The 12,816-nt window shown below is 59.1% G+C and carries 10 protein-coding genes; 4 read left to right on the top strand and 6 right to left on the bottom strand.

Going from position 1 to position 12,816, the window contains the following annotated elements:
* Window positions 1-8 precede the first annotated feature (8 nt).
* The 4 genes from GM658_RS20080 to GM658_RS20065 all read left to right on the top strand — a co-directional run bounded on the left by GM658_RS20080 (window position 9) and on the right by GM658_RS20065 (window position 7,614).
* Entirely contained in the window at window positions 9-4,730 is a 4,722-nt protein-coding gene (locus tag GM658_RS20080; protein ID WP_155455839.1) for a glutamate synthase-related protein, read from the top strand.
* A 15-nt stretch (window positions 4,731-4,745) separates the two neighbouring features.
* A complete protein-coding gene (locus tag GM658_RS20075; protein WP_155455838.1) occupies window positions 4,746-6,209 on the top strand; it encodes a glutamate synthase subunit beta in 1,464 nt (487 codons plus the stop codon).
* Between the two features lie 177 nt (window positions 6,210-6,386).
* On the top strand, window positions 6,387-7,007 hold the full coding sequence (locus GM658_RS20070) for a hypothetical protein (protein ID WP_155455837.1): 621 nt from the start codon (window positions 6,387-6,389) through the stop codon (window positions 7,005-7,007).
* 343 nt (window positions 7,008-7,350) lie between these two features.
* Window positions 7,351-7,614 (top strand): hypothetical protein, encoded by a 264-nt coding sequence (locus GM658_RS20065; RefSeq protein WP_155455836.1) that lies wholly within the window; start codon window positions 7,351-7,353, stop codon window positions 7,612-7,614.
* Between the two features lie 35 nt (window positions 7,615-7,649).
* Here the strand turns inward: GM658_RS20065 and GM658_RS20060 are convergent, their stop codons facing one another.
* From GM658_RS20060 to GM658_RS20035, 6 genes are all read right to left on the bottom strand, one after another.
* Entirely contained in the window at window positions 7,650-8,096 is a 447-nt protein-coding gene (locus GM658_RS20060; RefSeq protein ID WP_155455835.1) for a DUF3592 domain-containing protein, read from the bottom strand.
* Between the two features lie 26 nt (window positions 8,097-8,122).
* Complete coding sequence (locus tag GM658_RS20055) at window positions 8,123-8,584, bottom strand: hypothetical protein (RefSeq protein ID WP_155455834.1); 462 nt, start codon at window positions 8,582-8,584, stop codon at window positions 8,123-8,125.
* A gap of 75 nt (window positions 8,585-8,659) precedes the next feature.
* A complete protein-coding gene (locus GM658_RS20050) occupies window positions 8,660-9,004 on the bottom strand; it encodes a hypothetical protein (protein WP_155455833.1) in 345 nt (114 codons plus the stop codon).
* A 113-nt stretch (window positions 9,005-9,117) separates the two neighbouring features.
* Window positions 9,118-9,675, bottom strand: a complete 558-nt coding sequence (locus tag GM658_RS20045; RefSeq protein ID WP_155455832.1) for a DUF4337 domain-containing protein — start codon at window positions 9,673-9,675, stop codon at window positions 9,118-9,120.
* Between the two features lie 68 nt (window positions 9,676-9,743).
* The gene (locus tag GM658_RS20040; protein WP_155455831.1) at window positions 9,744-10,334 is read right to left on the bottom strand and encodes a DUF3592 domain-containing protein; all 591 of its coding nucleotides are present in this window, start codon (window positions 10,332-10,334) and stop codon (window positions 9,744-9,746) included.
* Between the two features lie 3 nt (window positions 10,335-10,337).
* On the bottom strand, window positions 10,338-12,653 hold the full coding sequence (locus GM658_RS20035; protein WP_155455830.1) for a TonB-dependent receptor: 2,316 nt from the start codon (window positions 12,651-12,653) through the stop codon (window positions 10,338-10,340).
* Window positions 12,654-12,816 lie beyond the last annotated feature (163 nt).

Raw genomic sequence — 12,816 nt, 5'->3', positions numbered from 1 at the left:
AGAATCGCATGCAAGCGCAAGGTTTGTACAACCCAGCCAACGAACATGATGCCTGTGGCGTCGGTTTCGTCGCCCACATCAAAGGCAACAAGAGCCACTCGATCGTCGAACAGGGTTTGATGATCCTGAAAAATATCGACCACCGGGGCGCGGTCGGTGCCGACAAACTGATGGGCGACGGCGCAGGCATTCTGATCCAGATTCCTGACCAGTTCTACCGCGACGAAATGGCCAAGCAAGGCGTCGAACTGCCGCCGCCAGGCGAATACGGCGTCGGCATGGTCTTCCTGCCGAAGGAAAACGCTTCCCGCATCGCCTGCGAACAGGAAATCGAGCGCGCAGTGCGTATCGAAGGCCAGGTTGTGCTGGGCTGGCGTAACGTGCCGGTCGACACCGAGATGCCGATGTCGCCGCGCGTGCGCGAAAAAGAACCGGTCATCCGCCAGATCTTCATCGGCCGTGGCCAGGACGTGATGGTGACCGATGCACTGGAGCGTAAGCTGTACGTGATCCGCAAGTCGTCGGGCCACGCGATCCAGGCGCTGAAACTGATCCACGGCAAGGAATTCTTCGTGCCTTCCATGTCGGCCCGTACCGTCGTGTACAAAGGCCTGCTGCTGGCCGACCAGGTGGGCGTGTACTACAAGGACCTGCAGGATCCACGCTGCATCTCGGCGCTGGCGCTGGTGCACCAGCGTTTCTCGACCAACACCTTCCCTGAGTGGCCGCTGGCCCACCCATACCGCCTGATCGCGCACAACGGCGAGATCAACACCGTGAAGGGCAACTTCAACTGGATGCGCGCCCGCGAAGGCGTGATGAAGTCGGCCGTGCTGGGCGACGACCTGCAGAAGCTGTTCCCGCTGATTTACGAAGGCCAGTCCGACACCGCCTGCTTCGACAACGCGCTGGAACTGCTGCTGATGGCAGGCTATCCGCTGGCGCAAGCGATGATGATGATGATTCCGGAAGCGTGGGAAAACCACACGCTGATGGACGACAACCGCAAAGCCTTCTACGAATACTACGCATCGATGATGGAACCATGGGACGGCCCGGCCGCCATGGCGTTCACCGACGGCCGCTACATCGGCGGCACCCTGGACCGCAACGGCCTGCGCCCCGCCCGCTACATTGTGACCGACGACGACCTGGTTGTGATGGCGTCCGAATCCGGCGTGCTGCCAATCCCTGAATCGAAGATCATCCAGAAATGGCGCCTGCAGCCGGGCAAGATGTTCCTGATCGATCTGGAAGCCGGCCGCATCATCGACGACAAGGAACTGAAAGACACCTACGCCAACGCCAAACCATACAAGGCATGGATCAACGCCGTGCGCATCAAGCTGGGCGAGCTGAAAATGAGCGAAAGCCAGACCGCCGGCAACGTGGCCAAGTACGGCCCGGCCAACGGCGAGAAGCAGAGCGCTTCCCTGCTGGACCGCCAGCAGGTGTTCGGCTACACCCAGGAAGACATGCGCTTCATCCTGGCGCCAATGGCGATCAATGGCGAAGAAGCCGTCGGCTCGATGGGTAACGACTCGCCGCTGGCCGTCACTTCCAACAAACTGAAGCCGCTGTATAACTACTTCAAGCAGCTGTTCGCGCAGGTGACCAACCCGCCGATCGACCCGATCCGGGAAGCGATGGTGATGTCGCTGGTGTCCTTCATCGGCCCTAAGCCGAACCTGCTCGACACCAATAACGTCAACCCGCCAATGCGTCTTGAAGTGTCGCAGCCGGTGCTGGGCTTTGATGACATCGCGCGCCTGCGCACCATCAGCCAGCACACCGGCGGCAAGTTCAAGTCCTATGAGCTGAGCATCTGCTATCCGCTGGCCTGGGGCAAGGAAGGCGTCGAAGCGTCGCTGGCGTCGCTGTGCGCGGAAGCCGTGGACGCAGTGAAGTCCGGCCACAACATCCTGATCATCTCCGACCGCTCGGTTGGCCCGGACCGCGTTGCGATCCCGGCACTGCTGGCTACGTCCACTATCCACCTGCACCTGGTGAGCAAGGGCCTGCGCGCGTCCACCGGCCTGGTGGTGGAAACCGGCTCGGCCCGCGAAACCCACCACTTCGCCCTGCTGGGCGGCTACGGTGCGGAAGCCGTGCACCCGTACCTGGCAATGGAAACCCTGGCCGAGCTGGCGCACTCCCTGCCAGGCGACCTGACGCCGGAAAAGGCCATCTACAACTACACCAAGGCAGTCGGCAAGGGCCTGATGAAGGTCATGTCCAAGATGGGCATCTCGACTTACATGTCCTATTGCGGCGCGCAGATCTTCGAAGCCGTTGGCCTGAACCGCCAGCTGGTCGACAAGTACTTCCGCGGCACCCAGTCGAACGTGGAAGGCATCGGCCTGTTCGAAGTGGCCGAAGAAGGCCTGCGCCTGCACAAGCTGGCCTTCAGCGATGATCCTGTACTGGCCGACCAGCTGGACGCCGGCGGCGAATACGCCTACCGCGTGCGCGGCGAAGACCATCTGTGGACGCCGGACGCCATCGCCAAGCTGCAGCACTCGACCCGTTCCAATAACTACTCGACCTATAAAGAGTACGCCCAGCTGATCAACGACCAGAGCAAGCGCCACCTGACCCTGCGCGGCCTGTTCGAGTTCAAGATCGACCCGGCCAAGGCGATCCCGCTGGATGAAGTGGAACCGGCCAAGGAAATCGTCAAGCGTTTCGCTACCGGCGCCATGTCGCTGGGCTCGATCTCGACCGAAGCCCACGCTACCCTGGCCATCGCCATGAACCGTATCGGCGGCAAGTCGAACACCGGCGAAGGCGGCGAAGATCCACGCCGTTATTCGAACGAACTGAAAGGTATCCCGATCAAGGTCGGCGCCACCCTCGCTTCCGAGCTGGGCAAAGACCAGATCGAATCGGACATCCCGCTGCAGGAAGGCGACTCGCTGCGTTCGCGCATCAAGCAGGTGGCGTCCGGCCGCTTCGGCGTGACCGCGGAATACCTGAATTCCGCCGACCAGATCCAGATCAAGATGGCGCAGGGCGCCAAGCCGGGTGAAGGCGGCCAGCTGCCGGGTCACAAGGTGTCCGAGTACATTGCGCAGCTGCGCTTCTCGGTGCCGGGCGTGGGCCTGATCTCGCCGCCACCGCACCACGACATCTACTCGATCGAAGACCTGGCGCAGCTGATCCACGACCTGAAGAACGCCAACCCGCGCGCCTCGATCTCGGTCAAGCTGGTGTCGGAAGTCGGTATCGGTACCGTCGCTGCCGGCGTGTCGAAAGCAAAAGCAGACCACATCGTGGTGGCCGGCCATGACGGCGGCACCGGCGCATCGCCGCTGTCTTCCGTCAAGCACGCTGGTACCCCATGGGAACTGGGCCTGTCCGAAACCCAGCAAACCCTGGTGCTGAACGGCCTGCGCAGCCGTGTGCGTGTCCAGGCAGACGGCCAGATGCGTACCGGCCGCGACGTGGTGATCGCCGCCCTGCTGGGCGCCGACGAAGTGGGCTTCGCTACCGCACCGCTGGTGGTGGAAGGCTGCATCATGATGCGCAAGTGCCACCTGAACACCTGCCCGGTCGGCGTTGCGACGCAAGATCCGGAACTGCGCAAGAAGTTCCAGGGCAAGCCGGAACACGTGGTGAACTACTTCTTCTTCGTTGCTGAAGAAGCCCGCCAGCTGATGGCGCAACTGGGCATCCGCACCTTCGACGAGCTGATTGGCCGCGCCGACCTGCTGGATAAGTCGAAAGCCATCACCCACTGGAAGGCACAAGGCCTGGACTTCACCAATGTGTTCTACCAGCCGAAGGTGGACGACGGCAAGCTGATTTACCACACCGAAGAGCAGGACCACGGCTTGGACAAGGCACTGGACCTGAAGCTGATCGCACAAGCCAAGCCAGCGCTGGAAAAGGGCGAGCGCGTCTCCTTCATCTCGCCGGTAAAGAACGTCAACCGCACCGTGGGCACCATGCTGTCGGGCGAAGTGGCCCTGAAATACGGCCACGCCGGCCTGCCGGACGACACCATCCACATCCAGCTGCAAGGCACTGCAGGCCAGTCGGCCGCAGCCTTCCTGGCAGCGGGCATCACCATCGACCTGGTGGGCGAAGGTAACGACTATGTGGGCAAGGGCCTGTCGGGCGGCCGCATCATCGTGCGCCCGAACACCGAGTTCCGCGGCTGGGCTGTCAACAACATCATCGTTGGCAACACCGTGATGTACGGCGCGGTTGCCGGCGAAGCCTTCATTAACGGCGTGGCCGGCGAGCGTTTCGCCGTGCGTAACTCCGGCGCCACCGCGATTGTGGAAGGCCTGGGCGACCACGGCTGCGAATACATGACCGGCGGTACCGTGGTCGTGCTGGGCGCCACCGGCCGTAACTTCGCGGCGGGCATGTCGGGCGGTATCGCCTATGTGTACGACCCGGACGGCGAATTCCACAGCAAGTGCAATATGTCCATGGTGAGCCTGGAAGAAGTGAAGGCGGCAGCCGATCAGCTGGTCGACAAAGCCACCTGGCACAGCCAGCATCGCAATGGCGAACCAGAGGCCGATGAAACCATCCTCAAACGCCTGATTGAGCGCCACTTCAAACACACCGGCAGCACGCGCGCGCGCCTGTTGCTGGACAACTGGAACGAGAGCCGTTCCAAGTTCGTCAAAGTGTTCCCGAGCGAGTACAAACGCGCCCTGGTGGAAATGGCAGATAACGCCGCGATCGAAGCGGAAACTCAAGCAATCGCTGCGTAAGAGAGGATCATCAAAATGGGTAAGATCACCGGTTTCATGGAATTCCAGCGCCAGGAAGAGGGCTACCTGGCACCAGAGGCTCGCCTCAAGAACTACAAAGAGTTCGTCATTCACCTGAGCCACGACCAGGCCAAGGTGCAGGGCGCACGCTGCATGGATTGCGGCATCCCGTTCTGCAATTCGGGCTGCCCGGTCAACAACATCATCCCGGACTGGAATGACCTGGTGTACCGCGGGCACTACCGCGAAGCGCTGAACGTGCTGCACTCGACCAACAACTTCCCAGAGTTCACGGGCCGCATTTGCCCAGCGCCTTGCGAGAGCGCCTGCACCTTGGGCATTCACGAGCTGCCAGTCGGTATCAAGTCGATCGAACACAAGATCATCGACGAAGGCTGGGAGCACGGCTGGGTCGTGCCCCAGATTTCGGACGTCAAGACCGGCAAGAAGGTCGCGATCGTCGGTTCCGGCCCTGCAGGCCTGGCCGCTGCGCAGCAGCTGGCGCGCGTCGGCCACGACGTGACCGTGTTCGAAAAGGCCGACCGCATCGGCGGCCTGCTGCGCTACGGCATCCCTGACTTCAAGATGGAGAAGCACCACATCGACCGCCGCGTCGAACAGATGGAAGCGGAAGGCGTGAAGTTCCGCACCTCCGTCCTGATCGGCAAGGATTTCCCGGCGACCGTGGCCAACGGCTCCAAGGAAACCATCTTCCCGGAAGACCTGGAAAAGGACTTCGACGCCGTGGTGATGGCCGGCGGCGCGGAGGCCCCGCGTGACCTGCCAGTGCCAGGCCGTGAGTTGAAAGGCGTCCACTTCGCGATGGACTTCCTGCCGCAGCAGAACAAGGTCAACGCCGGCGACAAGATCAAGGACCAGATAAAGGCCACCGGCAAGCACGTGGTCGTTATCGGCGGCGGCGATACCGGCTCCGACTGCGTCGGCACCTCGAACCGTCACGGCGCCGCCAGCGTCACCCAGTTCGAACTGATGCCAATGCCGCCGGAGCAGGAAAACAAGCCGCTGGTATGGCCGTACTGGCCGACCAAGCTGCGCACCTCCTCTTCGCATGAAGAAGGCTGCGAGCGTGACTGGGCTGTTGCGACCAAGCGCTTCGAAGGCAAGAACGGCAAAGTTGAAAAGCTGATCGCCTGCCGCGTCGAATGGAAAGACGGCAAGATGGCCGAAGTGCCAGGCTCCGAATTCGAAGTGAAGGCCGACCTGGTGCTGCTGGCTATGGGCTTCGTTTCGCCAGTGGCGCAGGTGCTGGACGCGTTCAGCGTCGACAAGGATGCACGCGGCAACGTCCGCGCGGCAACCGAAGGCGACAGCAGCTACAAGACCAGCAAGCCAGGCGTGTTCGCAGCAGGCGACATGCGCCGCGGCCAGTCGCTGGTGGTATGGGCGATCCGCGAAGGCCGCCAGTGCGCCCGTGCTGTAGATGAGTACCTGATGGGCAGCTCCGTCCTCCCGCGTTAATCCCGCCTCACGTCAAGCGCGCAGCCCTGTGCGCTTGACGATCTCTGTTGTAACTGCTGAGCTCAAATCGAGGAAAATTGCCGCCAGATGTAAATCACGGTAAAGATTGTCTTGCGCCCGCGCCCGCTACCGATAATGCTGAAAGCAAGGCTTCATTGGTTCATAGAGGAGTGCGTGATGAGTACGATATCCAGTGTTGGAAGCACCAATTTCAGCGTAAGCAGCACAACCATTAACCAGAATAGCCAGCCACCCCGCCGGGTCGACAGCGATGGCGAAAATGTCGGTCGCCCTCATCGCGGGGGGGGCGGTCACCGGATTGGTGGCGCAATTGGTGAAGCTCTGCAGCAGCTAGGCTTGAACTTGCCTCCGCCTCCGTCGGCAACAAGCGGCGCAGGCGGAACCCCTCCTGCAGGCGCAACGCAAGCGCCGGGAACAAGCGATGTTGGCCAGGCATTCCATGAATTCGCGCACACCTTGTTCCAGGCTCTGCGCGCCCAAGGCCAGGGTCAGGAATTGGGTGATGGAAGCGGCCATCCTGGCCAGAACAGGTTAGAGCAGAGCGTTCAGTCGCTGTTACAGAAACTTGCCAGTTCGACGGAGACCGGCGGCGACGGTACGTTGTCCGATTTGACCGATGCATTCAATAACTTGGTCAATGTCTTGGGTGGTTCCTCCGGTACCGACGGCAGCGCCACAGCGCCCACGCTGCAAGCCTTCCTGGAGAAGTTCCAGCAGGATCTGCAGAGCGGCGGCAATGTCAGTACCAGCGGACTGAAAGTCAACACCTCAGCCTGAAGTGATTGCATCACCAAAATGCTGCGGTGATAGGACTTCGCGCGTTAATTCCACCTCATGTCAAGCGAACGGCCCAGTGGGCTTGACGATCTTCCCCATCAGCGTAAACTGGCCCTGCGCATTCACTGCGAGGCAACCATGCATAACGTAGCGTCTTGCTGGCACACCACGGAACTGTCGATAGCCGCATAGCACGTCTTGAGGTGGCCACAGCGTTTTTGGTCGAAACGTTGGGAAAATTACGCTCCGACTTTCGTATGTTGATAGGTCTCCAGGCTGCCACACTTGTCATGCTCTTCATGTTCGGCTTGACCGTCGCAATTCGGATTTACGGAGGTGCTCAATGAACGGCGACCCTACGCGAAAGTCGAATGGCGATACGGAAAGCCGCGTCGTGCGGCTGGAGACGTCATCTCAACATCACTCCGAAGTTCTGCAAGACTTCAGGAGCGAAACGCGCATGAATTTTGATCGCGTCTACGCTCAAATTCAAGACGTGAGGACAGAAATTCGCAGTGTTCGAGTCGAGATTCGAGTATTTTTCGGACTCGTTGTAACCGTCGCGTTCGGGGTGGCTGCAATTGTGGCCAAGATCTATGGCGTATAGGTCAACGTGGACACGGTGATGGCCTGGGCGACTTGTTAGCGCCCATCACGGACCTGTAAATTGTCATTGGATGTGACGCGAAGTATAGCAACGGCAAGCACGATACTAATGAATAGCAGGCAGAAATAGGCGCCATTGATATTGGCTTGGAGTTTTAAGAAATCTTCGCATTCAGAGTGCGACGGTTTGGCGTGAGAGTACGTTACTTGAATCGGGTCGCCGATTGAGGCGGCATTGCAATTCAATGGACAACTGCCTTGGCCGCGCAAGGTACGATTCTCGGCAACATACCGATAATGAACTTTGCCGTGGTTTTGACATTCCTTTCCATTAAGCTGAGCGGTCACAACGACAGCGTTGGCTTCTAGCTCATCGAGTTGAACTTGTTCACGATAGTTGAGCGCAAAAAGCGGCGTGACAAGCATAGCAGCGAGAACGCCAAGGACTATACGTCCGCTGGTTGGGGATGCAGGGTTGTTCATCTGTGAACTCTGATCTACCGGCCTTTCTATTCGTCCCGCTCAAGCACTGTGATATCACCAATAGGCGCGCGCCAGAGCTGCAAATGATAACTGTCACTTCCTTCGAGTCCATCATCTGACACGGAGCCCAAGCCTGCAAAATTGACCCGAACCCGATAGGATCCAGGCTGTACCCGGATCCGCGCCGCGTCGGGAAAATAGTCGGTACATCCAGCGACAACAATGATGCCGCTCGAAATTGAAATTGAACATTCAACGATGTGGTCTGACGTGTCAAATTCTTTTTCAGGTTCTCGATCCAACACATCGATGGTTACTGGAACATCGGTATTTCGCGCTGTGCCAATCCCCACCACGCCAGGCGCGAGTGCAAGAAGGCGCTCGACGGCGTCAGGGGTCCAAGCATCGGAAAGATTTCCGTCAGCAGCTTCATCTTGGACGTAAAACTGATGGTAGCTCGCGGACAGTTGGAATTTGTATCTCGTCATGTGCTTTGTATGGTTTGTTGAGTCCGCAGCCGAAGAATGCCGCCCTTCTGTGGTTGAGCCGACAGTCTATTAGATTTAGCCTTCAGGTCGAAAACGAAATGTGAAGCCTGCTTTCCAAAGCACTTCGATTTTTGCGGCGTCGTGGTCATACCAGGGATATTCGTCGGTGAATTCGCGTAGCCCCACAAAGTTGATGCTCTCGGATCGAACCAAATGTTGGTTGAAATCCCAAGCATCAGAGACCCCAAGTAATGCAGCAAGCCGCCGACTTAACGTCGATCCTTCCGAGATTCCAAACAACACGCAAGTGATCACTGCGCCCTCTTTGGTCCTTTTATAGGTATCTGGACCATAGTCCAACCAATCCGCGATTGATGCGGAGTAGGGGCCTACAGCAAGAACTTGAGCATACATTCCCATGTGAGCACCCTTCTAAGGTGTGAGGTTCAGAAGATAACTTCAAACGTGTGCCGACGCTTCTTTCAATGATCTGCAGCTCATGGCGGACAGTAGCCATTGCGTGCTGCAGAAAATTAGGAAAGCAACGCCACAAGCGCAGTTGGGTGGAAATGCCAGCCGAGCAGGCCGGATAGACCCATGAAAACGCCAAAGCCGGTCGGCAGCATCGAGAGCCAGAACAGCCAGCGCTGTTTAGTCAGCGCGGTGATCGCGAACAGGGCGATCGCGATTGCCAGCATGGCGTCGGACAGGTCGAACTGGTCGTCCTTGAAGTTCAAGTCGTCGTAGGTTTTGTCGTCCTGCTCGGCCTGGGCTTTGAGTTCGTCTTTCTTGCGCTTTAGTTCTGCTGCGAGTTTGGTGTAGCTGGCGATGGCATCATCATAGGACGCTTGTTCGCTCGCCGGGCGGCCAGCCTTGGCCAGTTTGAGCTGCACGATCGTCGCGTTGGCGACTTCTTCGCGGATATTGCGGGCCTGGTAGAAGGACCAGTGGTCTACCTTGTTGGCCTGTGCCTGCTGCATGGCCTGGTTGATGTTGTCGTCTTTGACCTTGCAGATGCCCATGAAGGTGGCGAGGATCGCCACCACTACGGCTACGCGCATGCTCAGGGGATTGTTGTCGTTGTCGTCCATGCTGTTACGTCATGTATTTGAAAATGACAGCATTGTAGCCTCGGAGGGTGTGCCGCCATGCACGGCGATCACCTGCCTGTCGGCAGGCCCCTGGCACTGCGAGAGGCCTCCCATTCTTTCTTTTTGATATGTTCCGCATAAAGCCGCCACCATCCGCGGAGGATCATAAACAGGAATCCGAGTCCAATGGGCGTAAACATAAGCGCAACTACCAGATACGTGAGCGCTCTATCGGAGCGTGTTGAACGGTCGTAGACCGACTTTTCAGGGTGGTTTGGATCCACCCAGATTTCTATGGGCTTGTGATTCGACTTCGCATCCAGCAGCCGGGCGAAAACGTGTTGCTGGTACTCCCCCTCTTTGTCTGCAGAGCGGTTGAAGCTAACGCGTTTGCTCCGGTAAGGGCGGCCTTCGAACGTGTATCTGAATTCAGCTCTCGTGAAGTAGGACGTACCGCCTTTTTTGCTATATAGGTCGTCGAGCACGACCGACTCTACTTCGGCGGGCACCGGCATGTAGCTTTCGGCAGCCCTTGAGTCGCGCATTTGAACGTAAAGCGGCAAGGCGCCGTAACCAATGCCCGCCCACGTGAATACACCTGCGAATGCCAGGATGAACAGCGAAACAAAAATGCCTGCTGCGACTTCTGATATTTTCATTCTTTAGAATTTCGCTGCGACGCTCATGCCGATGCTACGTGGCGCCACGCGGTAGCCCTGTACGATCGAGGCGACTTGCGGGTGCTGGATTACCTTGTCTTCATCGAAGGCGTTCTTGATGAAGGCCGTCAGCTGATAGCGGTCGATCGAGATGCCAGTGCTGAAGTTGACGGTATGGTAGGCCGGGCGGTCATAGTCGGTCTGTTCGGGATTGAGCGAACCTTTGCTTGGGCCGACCCACTGCACGCCGCCCATCACGAAGGCGCTATGGCCGCTGGCGGTAGAGAAGTTGTATTGCGCGGTGATGGTGCTGTTGTACTTCGGTACGCCCTGCACTTGCGCGCCCTTCACAGCACCCACTACGCCGTTGGCGATGCCTTCGTCGTTGGATAGTTCGGCCTTCACGTAGCCGCCGGCGGCGCTCAGGGTCAGGCCGGCCATCGGCTTGGCCTTGACGTCGAATTCGAAGCCTTTGCTGGTGGCGTCGCCGGCGTTGGCGTTGTAGCTGTAGGCGCAAGTCGGCAAGTAGACGCCTTGCTGGATGTTCTTCCACTTCACGTAGAAGGCGTCGGCATTGACGGAAACGCGCCCGCCCATGAAACGCGATTTGCTGCCGACTTCATAGCTCCACAGGCTGTCGGAGGCATAGGTTGGCGGGCCGGAGGTCAGGCCGTTGGCTTCCAGATCCGGGCCGCAGGTGGTTGGCGGCACGAAGACGTTGGAGCCGCCGAGGCGGAAGCCTTTGGCGACCGAGGAATACACCGTGTGCTCAGGCGACACTTCCCAGGTCACCGCGTATTTCGGCGTGAAGGCGTGCGAGGACAGGCTGGAGCTGCTGTTGTTGCCTGCGCCGGCCAGATAGAGGCTGTTGCGCTGGGTCAGGGTGGATTTGCCCTTCAGGTAGCGCGCCCCGATCGTGCCATGCAGCGTCGGGGCGAAGTAATAATTCACTTCGCCGAAGATCGAATTCTGCTTTTCGCGGTAGTGGAATTCGCCGGCGAAGGAATTATCGTTCGGGAAGGCGCCTGGATAAGAGTCCGGCAGCAGGTTCGGGTCGGCGCTGGAGAATCCGAATTTTTCAAACGTGGCGTTGACGCCAAAGATCGGGTCGTTCTCGTTCAGGTTGGTGTGCTGGTTGGAGAAGTAGTAGCCCGCGAGCCAGGTGACAGGCGAACCTCCGGCGGAATAAGGTTTGGACGCCAGGCGGAATTCCTGCGAAATCTGGCGTACCGCGTTATTCAGGTACACCGCAGAAGGCAGGCCGGCAATTGCGTCGATCAGTTCCGGGGGCGCTTTGCCGCCATCGTCGGTGGAAGTCAGGAAGGTCGACAGCGAGTAGCTGTTGTAGGCAGAACCGTTCTGGGTACGGTCGAATTTGCGTTGGAAGTAGCTGGTGCTCGAAGTCAGGTCTGCCCCGCCCAGGTCCCAGTTCACAGCCAGGTTTGGCGTCAACAGCTTGTCGATGGAAGGCTCGCGCACCTGTTTCTGCGCCTGGTATGGCGGCCGCTCCAGGTTGAAGGCTGCGATGTCCTTCGCATCCACGCGCTGATAATAAAGCGAAGGCGTGATGGTCAGGTCGCGCGTCGCCGCCCATTTCAGGGCCACGCGCAATTCCTGGTCGTTGATCTTGTTGATGTTATTGGCGACTACGTTGCCATCGCCATCCACCTGGTCGATGAAGCCGCCGGTACGCTGGGCTTGCGCGCCGATGCGCAGCGCCAGTTCGTCGCTGACCAGGGGGAAGTTGCCGACCACGTTAGTGGAGAAATTCGCGCTGCCGCCTTTGGTGGAAGAGGCCTCGGCGTAAGCCGTGATCTCGCGCTCTTTCAGGTCCGGCTCATTTGGCACGAACTTGATGGTGCCGCCCATGGAACTTGCGCCATACAGGGTCGCCTGCGGGCCGCGCAGCACTTCCACGCGGTCAATGTCGAAGAACTTCGGCTCCACGGTGCCCATGGTGTACAGATTGCCCACGGTGAGCGACACATCGCCCAGGTAGATGCCGACGGTGGATTGGCCGGCCGCCGAGCTGATGCCGCGGATTTCGATATTCGAGGTGCCCGGCCCGGCGCCGCCATTGCCGGTGGCGGCGGTAAAGGAGATGTTCGGCACGGCCCGCGTCAGGTCGGTGAAGTCGGACACCTGCTGCGCCTGCAGCGAGGCGCCGCTGATGGCGGAAATACTCATCGCTACCTTGCTCGGGTCTTCCTTGCGCTTTTGCGCAGTCACGGTGACAACTTCGAGCTTGTCGCCATCCGCCAAAGCCTGGGCCGAGATAGCCGCCAGGGAGCAAGCCAGGACCGTCCGACGAATTTTCATGCTTTTTTTCCTTCTAATGAGCCAAAGTTATTAAAATAGCAGGAATTTGCTGCCTTGCAGCAGTGAACATGCAAACAACAGGCGTTTCAATTTGTAAATTGCTGACCCTAGGGTTAGTAGTGTTGTATTATTTGCCTCTTTGACTGCGCTATTGGCGCCGCAA

The organism is Massilia eburnea (genome assembly GCF_009720745.1).
GTDB classification, from domain to species: domain Bacteria; phylum Pseudomonadota; class Gammaproteobacteria; order Burkholderiales; family Burkholderiaceae_D; genus Rugamonas; species Rugamonas eburnea.
Note: the sequence above shows the minus strand (reverse complement) of the source record. Positions and strands in the feature narration are given on the sequence as shown.